This window comes from Pseudomonas sp. microsymbiont 2, assembly GCF_054788395.1.
Map to the genome: position 1 here is coordinate 5422432 of NZ_CM139112.1, position 16930 is coordinate 5439361.

Sequence of the window (16930 nt, forward strand, 5' to 3'; positions counted from 1 at the left end):
CGGGGGCGTTTTCATTCAGCCTGAACTAATGTCTCAGTTCTTGGCTTTCTTGGCAGCGCGGGTACGCTCGCCTTCGTCGAGGATCTTCTTGCGCAGACGGATCGACTTCGGCGTCACTTCGCACAGCTCGTCGTCCTGGATGAATTCCAGGGCCTGTTCGAGGGTGTGGCGAACCGGCGGAACCAGGGCGATGACTTCGTCCTTGCCCGAAGCACGCATGTTGTCGAGCTTCTTGCCTTTGGTCGGGTTCACGCCCAGGTCGTTGTCACGGCTGTTCAGACCGATGATCTGACCGTTGTAGATCTCCTGGCCGTGCTCAACGAACAGCTTGCCGCGAGCCTGCAGGGTTTCCAGCGAGTAGGTCAGGGCCTTGCCGGTCTCGACCGAAACCAGGACACCGTTCAGACGGCCGGACATCTGGCCCGACTTCATGGTGTCGTAGCGATCGAAGATCGAGGTCAGGATGCCTGCACCGTTGGTCAGGGTCAGGAACTGGTTACGGAAACCGATCAGACCACGGGCTGGAATGTTGTATTCCAGGCGAACACGGCCCTTGCCATCCGGAACCATGTTGGTCAGGTCGCCTTTACGCAGACCCATCTCTTCCATGACCTTGCCCTGGGATTCTTCAGGGATGTCGATGGTGACGTTCTCGAACGGCTCCTGCTTGACGCCGTCGACTTCGCGGATGATCACTTCTGGACGGCCTACGGCCATCTCGAAGCCTTCGCGACGCATGGTTTCGATCAGTACCGACAGGTGCAGCTCGCCACGGCCCGATACCTTGAACTTGTCAGGGGAATCGGTTTCCTGAACGCGCAGGGCAACGTTGTACAGCAGCTCTTTGTCCAGGCGGTCCTTGATGTTGCGGCTGGTGACGAACTTGCCTTCCTTGCCGCAGAACGGCGAGTCGTTGACCTGGAAGGTCATCGAAACGGTTGGCTCGTCGACGGTCAGCGGCTTCATCGCTTCTACCGCGTCCGGGGCGCACAGGGTGTCGGAAATGAACAGCTCGTCGAAGCCGCTGATGCAGACGATGTCGCCAGCCTGGGCTTCCTCGACGTCGACGCGGTGCAGGCCGTGGTGACCCATCAGCTTCAGAATACGGCCGTTACGCTTCTTGCCGTTGGTGTCGATGGCGACGACCGGGGTGTTCGGCTTGACGCGACCACGGGCGATGCGGCCAACACCGATAACGCCGAGGAAGCTGTTGTAGTCCAGTGCCGAGATCTGCATCTGGAACGAACCGTCACGGTCGACGTCCGGTGCCGGTACGTTGTCGACGATCGACTGGTACAGCGCGGTCATGTCTTCGCCCATGGCGGTGTGGTCCAGACCGGCGATGCCGTTCAGGGCCGAGGCGTAGACGACTTTGAAGTCCAGCTGTTCGTCGGTGGCGCCGAGGTTGTCGAACAGGTCGAAGATCTGGTCCAGAACCCAGTCAGGACGCGCGCCCGGACGGTCGACCTTGTTGATCACGACGATCGGCTTCAGGCCGGCTTCGAAGGCCTTCTTGGTCACGAAGCGGGTTTGCGGCATCGGGCCGTCCTGGGCGTCGACCAGCAGCAGCACCGAGTCGACCATCGACATTACACGCTCGACCTCGCCACCGAAGTCGGCGTGGCCGGGGGTGTCGACGATGTTGATGTGGTAGCCGTTCCAGTTGATGGCGGTGTTTTTCGCCAGAATGGTAATGCCGCGCTCTTTTTCCTGGTCGTTGGAGTCCATGACGCGCTCGTCGTTGAGCTCGTTACGCTCCAGGGTGCCGGACTGGCGCAGGAGTTTGTCGACCAGGGTGGTTTTACCATGGTCAACGTGGGCGATGATGGCGATGTTACGCAGATTTTCGATCACAACTGTATCTCGATCAGAGGATTCGGTTGCCGCCAGTGTAGGCGGCCAATGTGTACGGTTTGCGGCTCAGCGGGCCCGGTGGTCGGGAGGGCGATGGCGGATGCTGCCGCCATACAGCCCTGGCGTCTTATGTCGGACGATAAACACGCACATTGGCATGTCCCTCACTGAGCAGGTGGTGTGCGTGCAGACGGCTCATCACACCCTTGTCGCAATACAGCAGGTACTGGCGGTTGGCATCCAGGTGCTTGAACTTGCTGTTGATCGCGTAGAACGGCAGGGCCTGGACTTCGATGCCCTCGATCACCAGGGGTTCATCTTCCTGGGCGTCGGGGTGGCGGATATCGATGACGATCTGGCCCGGCAGGGCCTCGGCCACCTCTTCGATTTCGACATCCTTGCCCAGCTCGTCGATCACATGGTCGATGGAGATGAACTTGGCGCGCTCCAGGGCGCGCTCCAGCACCGCCATGTCGAACTGCTTCTCTTCGTGCTCCATGCGATGACGCTTGGCATGGGTGGTCGGGTTCACCGAGATCACGCCGCAGTACTCGGGCATGTGCTTGGCGAAGTCGGCGGTGCCGATTTCGGTGGCCTGGTCGATGATGTCCTGCTTGTGGCTGGCAAGCAGCGGGCGCAGCACCAGCTTGTCGGTGGCCGAATCGATGATCGACAGGTTCGGCAGGGTCTGGCTGGACACTTGCGAGATCGCCTCGCCGGTGACCAGCGCGTCGATCTGCAGGCGGTCGGCCATGTGTGCGGCACCGCGCAGCATCATGCGCTTGAGGGTCACGCCCATGTAGCTGTTGTCGACCTTGTTGAGAATTTCGCCGACCACTTCCTCGAACGGCACGCTGATGAACAGCACGCGCTGGCTGCTGCCGTACTTTTTCCACAGGTAGTGGGCGACTTCCATCACGCCCAGCTCGTGGGCACGGCCACCGAGGTTGAAGAAGCAGAAGTGCGTCATCAGGCCGCGGCGCATCATCTGGTAGGCGGCCACGGTGGAGTCGAAGCCACCGGACATCAGCACCAGGGTCTGCTCCAGGGCGCCCAGCGGGTAGCCGCCGATGCCGTTGTGCTGGTTGTGGATCACGTACAGGCGCTGGTCGCGGATCTCGATGCGCACCAGCACTTCGGGCTTCTTCAGCTCGATGCCGGCGGCGCCGCACTGCTGGCGCAACTGACTGCCGACGTAGCGGTCGACGTCCATCGAGGTGAAGTCGTGGTGGCCGCCGCGCTTGCAGCGCACGGCGAAGTGCTTGCCGGCCAGCAGGTGGCCGAAGTGGTGCTTGCACTTGGCGACGATGTCGTCGAAGTCGCCCAGCGGGTATTCCTCGACCTGCAGGAAGTGGGTGATACCCGGGGTGCAGGTGAGGCGCTCGATCATCTCGCGCTGGACCTTTTCGTCCTCGACGCGGGTGACCACCTCGAGATTGTCCCAGACACCATCGACCGCGAGCTCAGGATCGAGGTCCTTGAGCACGTTGCGGATGTTCTTGCCGAGCTGGCGGATGAAGCGCTTGCGCACCGGCCGGCTCTTGATGGTGATTTCCGGGAAGACTTTGACGATAAGTTTCATTGGTTTAACAGCGCGCGCAGGGCCTGCCAAAAATAGGGGGCGCGAATTATAGCGGAAATCGCTCAAGGTTTGAGCAACTTTTGATCAGAAGCTTTGCAATGAATGCGCCAGGGGCTTGTGCAGCGCCTGTACCGGCCCTTTCGCGGGCAAGCCCGCCTCCCAGGGATCGCACAATCATCGAAGCCAGTGGAGATCCTGTGGGAGCGGGCTTGCCCGCGAAAGGGCCCCCGAAAGAAGCACAACGCCTCAGTGGCGCACCAAAATAGTGCCATGCATTCAAAAAGCGCCTTTTAACGGTGCATTCTTTCCACCCCGCCACCTCGCAAATGCCTGCCAACGCCCCCTTTTATCCCGACCTCGCCATTTTCGGGCACTGGCATGCAATTTGCTCCCTTGTGAGGCAGGTAAGCTTGGCCGACTATCCGCGCCCGGCAACACCCTTTTTCCAGGGCAGCGGCCCACCGCGCCCTAGACCATCCGGAGGACAACATGTCGAAGTCGGTTCAACTCATCAAAGATCATGACGTCAAGTGGATTGATCTGCGTTTCACGGACACCAAGGGCAAGCAGCACCACGTCACCATGCCGGCTCGCGATGCGCTGGATGAGGACTTCTTCGAAGCCGGCAAGATGTTCGACGGCTCGTCGATCGAAGGCTGGAAAGGCATCGAAGCCTCCGACATGATCCTGCTGCCGGACGATTCCTCCGCCGTGCTGGACCCGTTCACCGAAGAGCCGACCCTGATCCTGGTCTGCGACGTGATCGAGCCGTCCACCATGCAAGGCTACGACCGCGACCCGCGCGCGATCGCCAAGCGCGCCGAAGAGTTCCTGAAGTCCACCGGCATCGGCGACACCGTGCTGGTGGGCCCGGAGCCAGAGTTCTTCATCTTCGACCAGGTCAAGTTCAAGTCGGACATCTCCGGCTCGATGTTCAAGATCTACTCCGAGCAAGGCTCGTGGATGACCGACCAGGACGTCGACGGCGGCAACAAGGGCCACCGTCCAGCCGTCAAGGGCGGCTACTTCCCGGTTCCGCCGTGCGACCACGACCACGAAATCCGTACTGCCATGTGCAACGCCATGGAAGAGATGGGCCTGGTCGTCGAAGTTCACCACCACGAAGTGGCCACCGCCGGCCAGAACGAGATCGGCGTGCGCTTCAACACCCTGGTGACCAAGGCTGACGAAGTCCAGACCCTGAAGTACTGCGTGCACAACGTGGCCGACGCCTACGGCAAGACCGCTACCTTCATGCCGAAGCCGCTGTACGGCGACAACGGCTCGGGCATGCACGTGCACATGTCGATCTCCAAGGACGGCAAGAACACCTTCTCCGGCGAAGGCTATGCCGGCCTGTCCGACACCGCCCTGTACTTCATCGGCGGCATCATCAAGCACGGCAAGGCCCTGAACGGCTTCACCAACCCGGCCACCAACTCCTACAAGCGTCTGGTGCCTGGCTTCGAAGCCCCGGTCATGCTGGCCTACTCGGCCCGCAACCGTTCCGCCTCGATCCGTATCCCGTACGTGTCCAGCCCGAAAGCCCGCCGTATCGAAGCGCGCTTCCCGGACCCGGCCGCCAACCCGTACCTGTGCTTCGCCGCCCTGCTGATGGCTGGCCTGGACGGTATCCAGAACAAGATCCACCCAGGCGATGCCGCCGACAAGAACCTGTACGACCTGCCGCCTGAAGAGGCGAAAGAGATTCCACAGGTTTGCGGCAGCCTGAAGGAAGCCCTGGAAGAGCTGGACAAGGGCCGTGCGTTCCTGACCAAGGGCGGCGTGTTCTCCGACGACTTCATCGATGCCTACATCGAGCTGAAGTCCGAAGAAGAGATCAAGGTCCGCACCTTCGTTCACCCGCTGGAATACGACCTGTACTACAGCGTGTGATGTAGGCGACGCCTTGGCGTCACCGGCATCGCTGTGAAACGGCCTCCCTCGGGAGGCCGTTTTCATTTTCACGCTCGCAGAATCGGACTAAACCTATGGCCGACTTCGCTCGTTTGCTGAGACTCAGGTCTCCATTCAATCCAGGAGATCGCCATGCGTACCGCCCTTGTCTGACTTGCAGCCTGGCCTTGTCCGGCTGTGCCTCCCCAACATCGCCCGATCCGGCACTCGAGCAGCTGCTCGACACCCTCGAGCAGCGCCTGGACCTTGCCGAAGCAGTCGCCCTGCACAAGTGGGACCAGCGCCAGCCGGTGCAGGCCAGCGCGCGCGAAGCCCAGGTGCTGGCCAGCGTGCGCCAGGCCGCTCCCGCCCATCACCTGGCACCCGCTAGGGCCGAAGCCTTCTTCGCCGACCAGATGGAGGCGAACAAACTGCTCCAGTATCACCTGCTGGATACCTGGCACCTCGCGCGGCAGGCGCCCAACCTTCCCCGGCGCGACCTGGGCAGCGACGTACGCCCCGAACTGGACCGCCTGCAAGGCCAACTGCTCGCCGCCCTCGCCCGCTTCGACCAGGCACCATCCACTGCGTGCAGTGAGCGCCTCGCCGATGCCCTGCAGCAGCGCACGGACGATCCTGGCCGCCATCTTGCCCTGGTCCGCGCCAGCGGCCAGCTGTGCAAAACGCCCTGATCGCCCTATGCTCCATATTGGTGCATGTTGAAGCAGCGCGCCCCATCATGCACCCCAATTTGGTTCACAAGAATCGATAAACCAGGGCTTTCTGGCCCGAATTCGCGCAAACCCAGGGCTTTATCGGCAAATTCCGCTTCTTTTCGGAGCCTTGGTTTGGTTCTTGCATTTTCACTGCATCCAGCACGTCATCCGTGCGCGCTCCCGGCCAGCCCCGGGAGCGCCAATGTGCCAAAAGAGGTCAACGACGCCTTATGACCATCAGCGATGCACAGCACCGTCTGCTCCTGGACAACCTGACCACCGCCACGCTGCTGCTCAATGGCGAGCTGCGCCTGGAGTACATGAACCCGGCCGCGGAGATGCTCCTGGCCGTCAGCGGCCAGCGCAGCCATGGGCAGTTCATCAGCGAGCTGTTCACCGAGTCGACCGAGGCGCTCAACTCGCTGCGCCAGGCGGTGGAACAGGCGCACCCGTTCACCAAGCGCGAAGCGCAGCTGACCTCGCTGACCGGCCAGACCATCACCGTCGACTACGCCGTGACGCCGATCCTGCACCAGGGCCAGACCCTGCTGCTGCTCGAGGTGCACCCCCGTGATCGGCTCCTGCGCATCACCAAGGAAGAGGCCCAGCTGAGCAAGCAGGAAACCACCAAGATGCTGGTGCGCGGCCTGGCCCACGAGATCAAGAACCCGCTGGGCGGGATTCGTGGCGCGGCGCAGCTGCTGGCCCGCGAACTGCCGGAAGACGGCCTGCGCGACTACACCAACGTGATCATCGAAGAGGCCGACCGCCTGCGCAACCTGGTCGACCGCATGCTCGGCTCGAACAAGTTGCCCTCGCTGGCCATGACCAACATCCACGAAGTGCTCGAGCGCGTGTGCAGTCTGGTCGAGGCCGAGAGTCAGGGCGGCATCACCCTGGTCCGCGACTACGACCCGAGTCTGCCGGACGTGCTGATCGACCGCGAACAGATGATCCAGGCCGTGCTCAACATCGTGCGCAACGCCATGCAGGCCATCGGTAGCCAGAACGAGCTGCGCCTGGGCCGTATCAGCCTGCGCAGCCGCGCCGTGCGTCAATTCACCATCGGCCATGTGCGCCACCGCCTGGTGGCGCGGGTCGAGATCGTCGACAACGGCCCCGGCATCCCCGTGGAACTGCAGGACACCCTCTTCTATCCCATGGTCAGCGGCCGCCCGGACGGCACCGGGCTGGGCCTGGCCATTACCCAGAACATCATCAGCCAGCACCAGGGCCTGATCGAGTGCGAAAGCCACCCCGGCCATACCGCCTTCTCGATCTACCTGCCCCTGGAACAAGGAGCCACCGCCCCATGAGCCGAAGTGAAACCGTCTGGATCGTCGATGATGATCGCTCCATCCGCTGGGTCCTGGAAAAAGCCCTGCAACAAGAAGGCATGACCACCCAGAGCTTCGACAGCGCCGACGGCGTGATGGGCCGCCTTGCCCGCCAGCAACCGGACGTGATCATCTCGGACATCCGCATGCCGGGCGCCAGCGGCCTCGACTTGCTGGCGCAGATCCGCGAACAGCACCCGCGCCTGCCGGTGATCATCATGACCGCCCACTCCGACCTGGACAGTGCCGTGGCCTCGTACCAGGGCGGCGCCTTCGAGTACCTGCCCAAGCCGTTCGACGTCGACGAGGCGGTATCGTTGGTCAAACGCGCCAACCAGCATGCCCAGGAGCAGCAGGCGCTGGACGTGCCCCAGGCCCTGGCCCGCACCCCCGAGATCATCGGCGAAGCCCCGGCGATGCAGGAGGTGTTCCGCGCCATCGGCCGCCTCAGTCACTCCAACATCACCGTGCTGATCAACGGCGAGTCCGGCACCGGCAAGGAGCTGGTGGCCCACGCCCTGCACCGCCACAGCCCGCGCGCGGCGGCGCCGTTCATCGCCCTGAACATGGCGGCGATTCCCAAGGACCTGATGGAGTCCGAGCTGTTCGGCCATGAAAAAGGCGCCTTCACCGGCGCCGCCAACCTGCGCCGTGGCCGTTTCGAGCAGGCCGACGGCGGCACGCTGTTCCTCGACGAGATCGGCGACATGCCCGCCGACACCCAGACCCGCCTGCTGCGGGTGCTGGCCGACGGCGAGTTCTACCGGGTCGGTGGCCATGTGCCGGTCAAGGTGGACGTGCGCATCATCGCCGCCACCCACCAGAACCTCGAATCACTGGTGCAGGCCGGCAAGTTCCGCGAAGACCTGTTCCACCGCCTCAATGTGATCCGCATCCACATCCCGCGCCTGGCGGATCGACGCGAGGACATCCCGGCCCTGGCCCGTCACTTCCTGGGGCGCGCCGCCCAGGAGCTGGCGGTCGAGCCCAAGCTGCTCAAGCCGGAAACCGAAGAGTTCATGCGCAACCTGCCCTGGCCGGGCAACGTGCGCCAGCTGGAGAACACCTGCCGCTGGATCACCGTGATGGCGTCCAGCCGCGAGGTGCTGATCGGCGACCTGCCGCCGGAGCTGCTCAACCTGCCCCAGGATGCCGCGCCGGTGACCAACTGGGAGCAGGCCCTGCGCCAATGGGCCGACCAGGCCCTGGCCCGTGGCCAGTCGAGCCTGCTCGACAGCGCCGTGCCGAGTTTCGAACGCATCATGATCGAGACCGCGCTCAAGCACACCGCCGGTCGCCGCCGTGACGCGGCAGTGCTGCTGGGCTGGGGGCGCAATACCCTGACGCGCAAGATCAAGGAGCTGGGGATGAAGGTCGATGGCGGGGATGACGAAGAGGGTGAGGAGCACTGATCCGACGCTACACCTGCAAGACCGCGAAGTCTGCCGCGCAGCCCTTTCGCGACACAAGGCCGCTCCCACATGGACCGCGATAAGCCTGAGCTTCAAGGAGCCAGCTTCCACAAAGAAGACAGTTACTCCCACAGGCGATCGCGTTTCCCTGTGGGAGCGGCCTTGTGTCGCGAAAGGGCCGCAAAGCGGCCCCAGCCATTTCTGCCCTTCGATGCACCGTTCCTGTGCCCGATGCACCTCGCGAAGGCAAAATCCCCTTCAAAACCCGGCCAAATCCCCATCAAAGCCCCCGTATTCATGAGCTTGGTAAAACTGGCACGCCCCCTGCAAAAGGTAATACATCTCCAGTTTCGGGGTCCTGGTACAGGCAGGCCGGGTAAACCCCTCTTTTCTTCGCAGTAACGCCGCTTTCGGGGACCCTGGTACAGGCAGGCCGGGATATCCCCTCTTTTATTCGTGCAGCCTGACCTGCACCCGCCAACGCCCATCGTCCTCTGCGCCGGTCCACTCGCCGCGCAGGGGACGAGCGGCCACCACGGTCAGCAGCAACCCCTGATCGCTCTTCTGCAGGCGCCAGCCCACCGGCTTGCCCTGCAGCATCAGCTGGCCACGCTGGACCTTGCCTTGGGCCTCGAACACCACGGCCACGGTGCCTTCGACATTCTCGCCATGCAGCTGTGGCTCTTCGTTGAACCACAGGTCGAGCCCATCCTGCACCACCGCCACCTGTTCCAGCACCCGCTCCTCGGGCGCGGTAAGGCGGCCGATCATCATGCCCACCATCAGTCCGACGATGGCCAGCGACAGGATCACTCGCGGGAAGGCTTTCGAACGCAGGTCCGGTTCGAGGGTAGAATGCTCGTCATCTTCACGCCTGGAGCCGTGCATGTTTCACGTCATCCTTTTTCAACCAGAAATTCCGCCGAATACCGGCAATATCATCCGCCTGTGCGCCAACAGCGGCTGCGACCTGCATCTGATCGAGCCGATAAGCTTCGAACTCGATGACAAGCGCCTGCGCCGGGCGGGGCTGGATTACCATGAGTATGCCACGCTCAAGCGCCATGCCAGCTTGGCCGCGTGCCTGGAGAGCCTGGGCAATCCACGGCTGTTCGCCTTCACCACCAAGGGCTCGCATCCGTTCCACGAGGTCGAGTACCAGCCTGGCGACGCCTTCCTGTTCGGCCCAGAAAGCCGTGGCCTGCCAGCGGACGTGCTGGACAGCCTGCCGGCGGAGCAACGCCTGCGTCTGCCGATGCGGCCAGGGTGCCGCAGCCTGAACCTGTCCAATACCGTGGCGGTGACGGTATACGAGGCATGGCGGCAACAGGGGTTCGCCGGGAGCTGATGTGTTGAATGCACCGGCCTCTTCGCGGGCAAGCCCGCTCCCACAGGGACTGTGCTGCGTTCAGGGCCCACACAATACCTGTGGGAACGGGCTTGCCCGCGAAGAGGCCGGCACAGATGACACATGAAAAAGGCGACCACGAAGGTCGCCTTTTTCATTGCCGGCAAAAATCACTGCACGGTCGGCACTTCACCGGCTTCCTGCATGCGCTGCATCTCTTGCGCGTACAGGGCGTCGAAGTTGACCGGCGACAGCATCAGTGCCGGGAACGAGCCGCGGGTCACCAGGCTGTCCAGGGTTTCGCGAGCGTAGGGGAACAGGATGTTCGGGCAGAACGCGCCGAGGGTGTGGCTCATCGAGGCCGCATCGAGGCCCGCGATCAGGAAGATGCCGGCCTGCTGCACTTCAGCGATGAAGGCGACTTCGTCACCGTTCTTGACGGTCACCGACAGGGTCAGCACCACCTCGTGGAAGTCACCTTCCAGGGCCTTCTGGCGGGTGTTCAGGTCCAGCCCGACACTCGGCTCCCACTGCTGGCGGAAGATCTGCGGGCTTTTCGGCGCCTCGAACGACAGATCGCGCACGTAGATGCGCTGCAGGGAGAATTGCGGGGCGTTGGCTTCGGCAGCGCCGTTGTTCTGTTGGTCAGTCATTGCAGATCCTTTTCCTAATGTTCTTGAATGCAGTGCGAATCAGGCCGCCAGCAGCGCGTCGAGCTTGCCCGCGCGCTCCAGGGCGTAGAGGTCATCGCATCCACCGACGTGCGTGCCGCCGATCCAGATCTGCGGCACCGAGGTACGGCCGGCCTTCTGGCTCATTTCGGCGCGAACCTGGGGCTTGCCGTCGACCTTGATCTCCTCGAACGCCACGCCCTTGCTCTCGAGCAGGTACTTGGCGCGCATGCAGTAGGGGCAGTAGTCGCTGGAGTAGACGATGACGGGCTTCATATCACTTCACCAGGGGCAGGTTATCGGCTTTCCAGCTGGAAACGCCACCGCTGAGCTTGGCAGCGGTGTAGCCAGCCTTGAGCAGTTCGCGGCAGATGGTGCCGGACTGCTGGCCCATCGCGTCGACGACGATCAGGGTCTTCTCTTTGTGTTTTTCCAGCTCGGTCATGCGGCCGGCCACCTTGTCCTGCGGGATGTTCAGCGCGCCGACGATGTGGCCCGCGGAGTATTCCTTGGCCGGACGGATGTCGATCACCAGCGCCTTCTCGGCGTTGACCAGCGCGGTCAGCTGGCCATTGCTCAGGCTCTGGCCGCCGCGACGGACTTCGTTGACCAGCAGCAGGACCAGCAGTACAACGAAGATCGCTACCAGGATGAAGTGGTTTGTCGCAAATTGGATCAGGTTAGCAACCATCAGGGGTGTTCCAGGCGATTGAAAATGGCGGCCAGTATACACAGCCCCCCATGACCGCCAAAGCCCACCGGGCCGGCAAGGAAACAGCCTTCATGTTGCATATCCGACCGCGCTTGTCGGGCACGGGGAGGAATATTCGCCGTCGCTGGCGGATTTGCCCTAAAATGCGTGTCTTTATCATCTTTGAACAACCGTGAGTTTGATTGATGACGAGCACGCCTAAACCCCTGGTCCTGATCATCCTGGATGGCTTCGGTCACAGCGAAAGCCCCGAATACAACGCCATCTTCGCTGCTAACACGCCGGTCTACGACCGCCTGCGCGCCACCCAGCCGCATGGCCTGATCTCCGGCTCCGGCATGGACGTGGGGCTGCCCGACGGGCAGATGGGCAACTCCGAAGTCGGTCACATGAACCTCGGCGCCGGCCGCGTGGTGTACCAGGACTTCACCCGCGTCACCAAGGCCATCCGTGACGGCGAGTTCTTCGAGAACCCGGTACTCGGTGGCGCGGTGGACAAGGCGGTCGGCGCCGGCAAGGCGGTGCATATCCTCGGCCTGCTCTCCGACGGCGGCGTGCACAGCCACCAGGACCACCTGATCGCCATGGCCGAACTGGCCGCGCAGCGTGGCGCCGAGAAGATCTACCTGCATGCCTTCCTCGATGGCCGCGACACCCCGCCGCGCAGCGCCCAGTCGTCCATCGAGCTGCTCGACGCAACCTTCGCCCGCCTGGGCAAGGGCCGCATCGCCAGCCTGATCGGCCGCTACTACGCCATGGACCGCGACAACCGCTGGGACCGTGTCAGCGCCGCCTACAACCTGATCGTCGACAGCGCCGCCGAATACAGCGCGCCGACCGCCATGGCCGGCCTCGAGGCCGCCTACGCCCGCGATGAGAGCGACGAGTTCGTCAAGGCCACGCGCATCGGCGAAGCGGTCAAGGTCGAGGACGGCGACGCCGTGATCTTCATGAACTTCCGCGCCGACCGCGCCCGCGAGCTGTCGCGCGTGTTCGTCGAACCGGACTTCAACGAATTCCCCCGCGCCCGCCTGCCAAAACTGGCGGCTTACATCGGCCTGACCCAGTACTCGGCGAAGATCCCGGCTCCCGCGGCGTTCGCCCCGGCCAGCCTGAACAACGTGCTGGGCGAGTACCTGGCGAAGAACGGCAAGACCCAGCTGCGCATCGCCGAGACCGAGAAGTACGCCCACGTCACCTTCTTCTTCTCCGGTGGCCGCGAAGAGCCGTTCGAGGGCGAAGAGCGCATCCTTATCCCGTCGCCGAAGGTCGCCACCTACGACCTGCAGCCGGAAATGAGCGCCCCCGAGGTCACCGACCGCATCGTCGAGGCCATCGAGCAGCAGCGCTATGACGTGATCGTGGTCAACTACGCCAACGGCGACATGGTCGGCCACACCGGCGTGTTCGACGCTGCGGTCAAGGCCGTCGAGGCCCTGGATGGCTGCGTCGGGCGGATCGTCGAGGCCCTGGACAAGGTCGGCGGCGAAGCGCTGATCACCGCCGACCACGGTAACGTCGAGCAGATGGAGGACGAGTGCACCGGCCAGGCGCACACCGCCCACACCACCGAGCCGGTGCCGTTCATCTATGTCGGCAAGCGCAGCGTCAAGGTTCGCGAAGGCGGCGTGCTGGCCGACGTGGCGCCGACCATGCTCAAGCTGCTGGGCCTGGAAAAGCCAGCCGAGATGACCGGCACCTCGATCCTGGTCGACCTGTAATCACTGCGTGGGAGCGGGCTTGCCCCGCGAATGCGATCGCGGGGCAAGCCCGCTCCCACGCAGCCCACAGTGGCTCGCGAGCCTGAATTCCAGACAAACGCCTCGCCGCACACGCCGCGAGGCGTTTTTTTTGCAGCCCCGCGCGGGCATACTAGGCCAGTCTCCATCCTTGGTACGCCCAACCTCATGCTCCGCGCCCTCTTCCTACTAGCCCTGTCATGCCTGCTCGCCCCGGCCTTCGCTGCCGACGAGCGCGCACAGACCCAGCAGCAGCTGGACGCCACCCGCCAGGACATCGCCGAGCTGAAGAAAATGCTGGGCAAGCTCCAGGAGGAAAAAGCCGGCGTGCAGAAAGACCTCAAGGCCACCGAGACCGATATCGGCAAGCTCGAGAAACAGGTGGAGGCACTGCAGCAAGAACTAAAAAAGACCGAGGGCGAGCTGGAGCGCCTTGATCACGAGAAAAAAAAACTCCAGAGCGCCCGCGTTGAACAGCAACGCCTGATTGCCATCCAGGCCCGTTCGGCCTACCAGAACAATGGCCGCGAGGAATATCTCAAGTTGCTGCTCAACCAGCAGAACCCAGAGAAGTTCGCCCGCACCCTGGCCTACTACGACTACCTGAGCAAGGCGCGCATGGAGCAACTGCGCGCCTTCAACGAAACCCTGCGCCAGCTGGCCAACGTCGAGCAGGACATCGCCCGTCAGCAGGAACAACTGCTGACCCAGCGCGCCGACCTCGACAGCCGCCGTCAGGCCCTGGTCGCCGAGCGCGACAAGCGCCAGCAGGTGCTGGCCAAGCTCAACGGCGACCTCAAGGCCCGCGACCAGAAGCTGCAAAGCCGTGAACAGGACCAGGCCGACCTGAGCAAGGTGCTCAAGACCATCGAGGAAACCCTCGCCCGCCAGGCGCGCGAGGCCGAAGAGGCACGCCAGCGCGCCCTGCTGGCCAAGCAGGAAGAAGAAAAACGCCGCAAGGAGCAGGCCCTGGCCGCCGCCCGCGCGCCGGAGCCGGAGGAAGCGCCGAAAAAGGCCCGCACCACCCTCGGCCCGGTGGTTTCCAGCGACGGCGCCAACTACGGCGGCGCATTTTCCGCGGCCCGGGGAAAACTTCCATGGCCGGTCAATGGTCGATTGCTGGCGCGCTTCGGCGATACCCGAGGCGGCGACGTTCGGGCCAAGTGGGATGGCGTGATGATCGGCGCCAACGCCGGCACCCAGGTGCGCGCCGTACACGGCGGGCGCGTGGTGTTCGCCGACTGGTTGCGCGGCGCCGGACTTCTGGTCATCCTCGACCACGGAAACGGTTACCTGAGCCTGTACGGCCACAACCAGAGCCTGCTCAAGCGCGCCGGCGACATCGTCAAGGCCGGCGAGGCCATCTCCACCGTCGGCGACAGTGGCGGCCAGGACAGCGCCGGGCTGTACTTCGCGATTCGCCAGCAGGGCCGCCCGACCGACCCTGCGCAATGGTGCCGCGGCTAGGCACCGACTACTTTTACGGCGCAGCCCTTGAAACGGGCGCACCGATGCTCCCGCCGGGAGCGCCAACAGGATCAGGAGTTCGTTCGACATGCTGCACTCGCCTCGTCTCACCCAGCTGGCCCTGACCATCGCCCTGGTCATTGGCGCGCCCTTGGCCCAAGCCGCCGAGCCGGCCAAGCCCGTCGCCGCCAAGCCAGTCACCGAGGTGACCGCCAAGGCGCCGCTGCCGCTGGAGGAGCTGCGTACCTTCGCCGAGGTCATGGACCGCATCAAGGCCGCCTATGTCGAGCCGGTGGATGACAAGACCCTGCTGGAGAACGCCATCAAGGGCATGCTCAGCAACCTCGACCCGCATTCGGCCTACCTTGGCCCCGAGGACTTCCAGGAGCTGCAGGAAAGCACCAGCGGCGAGTTCGGCGGCCTGGGCATCGAAGTGGGCATGGAAGACGGCTTCGTCAAGGTGGTCTCGCCCATCGACGATACCCCGGCCTCGCGCGCCGGCATCGAGGCGGGCGATCTGATCGTCAAGATCAATGGCGCGCCGACCCGTGGCCAGACCATGACCGAGGCCGTGGACAAGATGCGCGGCAAGATCGGCGAGAAAATCACCCTGACCCTGGTGCGCGACGGCGGCACGCCGTTCGACGTGACGCTGGCCCGCGCGGTGATCCAGGTCAAGAGCGTCAAGAGCCAGCTGCTGGAGAACGACTACGGCTATATCCGTATCACCCAGTTCCAGGTCAAGACCGGCGAAGAGGTGGGCAAGGCCCTGGCCAAGCTGCGCAAGGACAACGGCAAGAAGCTGCGCGGCGTGGTCCTCGACCTGCGCAACAACCCCGGCGGCGTGCTGCAGTCGGCGGTGGAAGTGGCCGACCACTTCCTCACCAAGGGCCTGATCGTCTACACCAAGGGCCGCATCGCCAACTCCGAACTGCGCTACTCCGCCGACCCGGCCGACGCCAGCGAAGGCGTGCCGCTGGTGGTGCTGATCAACGGCGGCAGCGCCTCGGCCTCGGAAATCGTCGCCGGCGCCCTGCAGGACCAGAAACGCGCCGTGCTGATGGGCACCGACAGCTTCGGCAAGGGCTCGGTGCAGACCGTGCTGCCGCTGGCCAACGACCGTGCGCTGAAGCTCACCACCGCGCTGTACTTCACCCCCAACGGCCGCTCGATCCAGGCACAGGGCATCGTCCCGGACATCGAGGTACGTCCGGCCAAGCTTACCGCCGAGGCCGATAACGACAACTTCAAGGAAGCCGACCTGCAGGGTCACCTGGGCAATGGCAACGGTGGTGCCGACCGCCCGAGCGGCAGCAGCAAGCGCAAGGATCGCCCGCAGGACAACGACTTCCAGCTCAGCCAGGCCCTCAGCCTGCTCAAGGGCCTGAACATCACCAAGGGTGACTGACCGCTCCCATGCGTTATCTGCTGTTCACGCTGTTCTGCCTCATGCTCGGTACCGCCCAGGCGGCGCCGGGCAAGGCCTACATGAGCATCATCATCGACGACCTGGGCCAGAGCGCCGAGCGCGACAGCCGCACCCTCGCCCTGCCCGGGCCGGTGACGATGGCCATCATGCCCGACACCCCGCATGCCACCGACTTCGCCCGCCAAGCGCACAAGGCGGGCAAGACGGTGATCCTGCACATGCCCATGGATCCGGCCACCGGCCCCTACGCCTGGCACCCCGGCACACCGATCGAAGAGCTGGCCCGACGCCTGAACGCGGCGTTGGCCAAGGTGCCCTACGCCGCCGGCCTCAACAACCACATGGGCAGCCGCATGACCGCCCAGCGCGAGCCGATGCATTGGTTGATGGAGGAACTGCAGCGCCGCCACCTGTTCTTCGTCGACAGCCGCACCAGCGCCGCCACGGTAGCCGCCGCCGAGGCGCAGGCCGTCGATCTGGCCCATGTCTCGCGCGATGTGTTCCTTGACGACGAGCGCACCGTGCAAGCGATCAGCGCACAGCTGCAACAGGGCGTCGCCTTGGCGCGCAAGCAAGGCTCGGCGGTGCTGATCGGCCACCCCTACCCGCAGACACTCGAGGTGCTGGAAAAACAAATGCCCCGGCTCAAGAGCCAGGGCATCGAACTGATCGGCCTGCGCCAGATGATCGCCGAACGCGGCAACCAGGCCATGCCAGGCCACGGCCACCAGGGGCGCTACAGCAATCGCTGAACATCACCTCGATGA

Annotated in this window: 15 protein-coding genes; 9 read left to right on the forward strand and 6 right to left on the reverse strand. The window is 64.0% G+C overall.

Annotation, left to right across the window (positions count from 1 at the left end; genetic code table 11):
- Window positions 1–33: 33 nt before the first annotated feature.
- Both typA and thiI read right to left on the reverse strand, forming a co-directional pair.
- Window positions 34–1854 (reverse strand): translational GTPase TypA, encoded by a 1821-nt coding sequence (typA, locus tag ACYUME_RS24360; RefSeq protein ID WP_027921032.1) that lies wholly within the window; start codon window positions 1852–1854, stop codon window positions 34–36.
- A gap of 127 nt (window positions 1855–1981) precedes the next feature.
- The gene (gene thiI, locus ACYUME_RS24365) at window positions 1982–3436 is read right to left on the reverse strand and encodes a tRNA uracil 4-sulfurtransferase ThiI (RefSeq protein ID WP_460417292.1); all 1455 of its coding nucleotides are present in this window, start codon (window positions 3434–3436) and stop codon (window positions 1982–1984) included.
- Window positions 3437–3925: 489 nt separating this feature from the next.
- Between thiI and glnA the strand changes: the two genes are divergently transcribed.
- The 4 genes from glnA to ntrC all read left to right on the forward strand — a co-directional run bounded on the left by glnA (window position 3926) and on the right by ntrC (window position 8797).
- Window positions 3926–5332, forward strand: a complete 1407-nt coding sequence (gene glnA / locus ACYUME_RS24370) for a glutamate--ammonia ligase (RefSeq protein WP_279880223.1) — start codon at window positions 3926–3928, stop codon at window positions 5330–5332.
- A gap of 188 nt (window positions 5333–5520) precedes the next feature.
- Entirely contained in the window at window positions 5521–6024 is a 504-nt protein-coding gene (locus ACYUME_RS24375; RefSeq protein WP_460417294.1) for a chorismate mutase, read from the forward strand.
- A 254-nt stretch (window positions 6025–6278) separates the two neighbouring features.
- Window positions 6279–7364, forward strand: a complete 1086-nt coding sequence (gene glnL / locus ACYUME_RS24380) for a nitrogen regulation protein NR(II) (RefSeq protein WP_279880228.1) — start codon at window positions 6279–6281, stop codon at window positions 7362–7364.
- Window positions 7361–8797 carry a nitrogen regulation protein NR(I) gene (gene ntrC, locus ACYUME_RS24385; protein ID WP_460417296.1) on the forward strand — a complete coding sequence of 479 codons (1437 nt, stop codon included), beginning with the start codon at window positions 7361–7363 and terminating at the stop codon, window positions 8795–8797. The genes glnL and ntrC overlap by 4 nt, the downstream gene beginning before the upstream one ends.
- Window positions 8798–9247: 450 nt before the next feature.
- Here the strand turns inward: ntrC and ACYUME_RS24390 are convergent, their stop codons facing one another.
- The gene (locus tag ACYUME_RS24390) at window positions 9248–9685 is read right to left on the reverse strand and encodes a hypothetical protein (RefSeq protein WP_279880235.1); all 438 of its coding nucleotides are present in this window, start codon (window positions 9683–9685) and stop codon (window positions 9248–9250) included.
- Between ACYUME_RS24390 and trmL the strand changes: the two genes are divergently transcribed.
- The gene (gene trmL, locus ACYUME_RS24395) at window positions 9684–10145 is read left to right on the forward strand and encodes a tRNA (uridine(34)/cytosine(34)/5-carboxymethylaminomethyluridine(34)-2'-O)-methyltransferase TrmL (RefSeq protein WP_279880238.1); all 462 of its coding nucleotides are present in this window, start codon (window positions 9684–9686) and stop codon (window positions 10143–10145) included. The two genes, ACYUME_RS24390 and trmL, sit on opposite strands and share 2 nt — an antisense overlap.
- Window positions 10146–10315: 170 nt before the next feature.
- On the opposite strand, the gene secB is transcribed toward trmL, so the two are convergent.
- The 3 genes from secB to ACYUME_RS24410 are packed head-to-tail and all read right to left on the reverse strand — an operon-like array spanning window position 10316 to window position 11507.
- Complete coding sequence (gene secB / locus ACYUME_RS24400) at window positions 10316–10798, reverse strand: protein-export chaperone SecB (RefSeq protein ID WP_279880240.1); 483 nt, start codon at window positions 10796–10798, stop codon at window positions 10316–10318.
- Between the two features lie 39 nt (window positions 10799–10837).
- Complete coding sequence (gene grxC / locus ACYUME_RS24405) at window positions 10838–11092, reverse strand: glutaredoxin 3 (protein ID WP_258703394.1); 255 nt, start codon at window positions 11090–11092, stop codon at window positions 10838–10840.
- Window position 11093: 1 nt separating this feature from the next.
- Window positions 11094–11507: a rhodanese-like domain-containing protein gene (locus ACYUME_RS24410; protein WP_279880247.1), complete on the reverse strand. Its 414-nt coding sequence runs from the start codon at window positions 11505–11507 to the stop codon at window positions 11094–11096.
- Window positions 11508–11713: 206 nt separating this feature from the next.
- Here ACYUME_RS24410 and gpmI point away from each other — a divergent pair, with 206 nt between their 5' ends.
- The 4 genes from gpmI to ACYUME_RS24430 all read left to right on the forward strand — a co-directional run bounded on the left by gpmI (window position 11714) and on the right by ACYUME_RS24430 (window position 16915).
- Complete coding sequence (gene gpmI, locus ACYUME_RS24415; RefSeq protein ID WP_460417299.1) at window positions 11714–13249, forward strand: 2,3-bisphosphoglycerate-independent phosphoglycerate mutase; 1536 nt, start codon at window positions 11714–11716, stop codon at window positions 13247–13249.
- Window positions 13250–13435: 186 nt separating this feature from the next.
- Complete coding sequence (locus ACYUME_RS24420) at window positions 13436–14734, forward strand: murein hydrolase activator EnvC family protein (protein ID WP_460417300.1); 1299 nt, start codon at window positions 13436–13438, stop codon at window positions 14732–14734.
- A gap of 88 nt (window positions 14735–14822) precedes the next feature.
- The gene (locus ACYUME_RS24425) at window positions 14823–16142 is read left to right on the forward strand and encodes a S41 family peptidase (protein ID WP_279880253.1); all 1320 of its coding nucleotides are present in this window, start codon (window positions 14823–14825) and stop codon (window positions 16140–16142) included.
- Between the two features lie 8 nt (window positions 16143–16150).
- The gene (locus ACYUME_RS24430; RefSeq protein WP_460417302.1) at window positions 16151–16915 is read left to right on the forward strand and encodes a divergent polysaccharide deacetylase family protein; all 765 of its coding nucleotides are present in this window, start codon (window positions 16151–16153) and stop codon (window positions 16913–16915) included.
- The last annotated feature ends 15 nt before the right edge of the window (window positions 16916–16930 follow it).

Coding starts and splice junctions, on each gene's coding strand:
- thiI (WP_460417292.1), bottom strand. CDS start 3,436: ATGAAACTTATCGTCAAAGTCTTCCCGGAAATCACCATCAAGAGCCGG.
- glnA (WP_279880223.1), top strand. CDS start 3,926: ATGTCGAAGTCGGTTCAACTCATCAAAGATCATGACGTCAAGTGGATT.
- glnL (WP_279880228.1), top strand. CDS start 6,279: ATGACCATCAGCGATGCACAGCACCGTCTGCTCCTGGACAACCTGACC.
- ntrC (WP_460417296.1), top strand. CDS start 7,361: ATGAGCCGAAGTGAAACCGTCTGGATCGTCGATGATGATCGCTCCATC.
- trmL (WP_279880238.1), top strand. CDS start 9,684: ATGTTTCACGTCATCCTTTTTCAACCAGAAATTCCGCCGAATACCGGC.
- ACYUME_RS24390 (WP_279880235.1), bottom strand. CDS start 9,685: ATGCACGGCTCCAGGCGTGAAGATGACGAGCATTCTACCCTCGAACCG.
- secB (WP_279880240.1), bottom strand. CDS start 10,798: ATGACTGACCAACAGAACAACGGCGCTGCCGAAGCCAACGCCCCGCAA.
- grxC (WP_258703394.1), bottom strand. CDS start 11,092: ATGAAGCCCGTCATCGTCTACTCCAGCGACTACTGCCCCTACTGCATG.
- ACYUME_RS24410 (WP_279880247.1), bottom strand. CDS start 11,507: ATGGTTGCTAACCTGATCCAATTTGCGACAAACCACTTCATCCTGGTA.
- gpmI (WP_460417299.1), top strand. CDS start 11,714: ATGACGAGCACGCCTAAACCCCTGGTCCTGATCATCCTGGATGGCTTC.
- ACYUME_RS24420 (WP_460417300.1), top strand. CDS start 13,436: ATGCTCCGCGCCCTCTTCCTACTAGCCCTGTCATGCCTGCTCGCCCCG.
- ACYUME_RS24425 (WP_279880253.1), top strand. CDS start 14,823: ATGCTGCACTCGCCTCGTCTCACCCAGCTGGCCCTGACCATCGCCCTG.
- ACYUME_RS24430 (WP_460417302.1), top strand. CDS start 16,151: ATGCGTTATCTGCTGTTCACGCTGTTCTGCCTCATGCTCGGTACCGCC.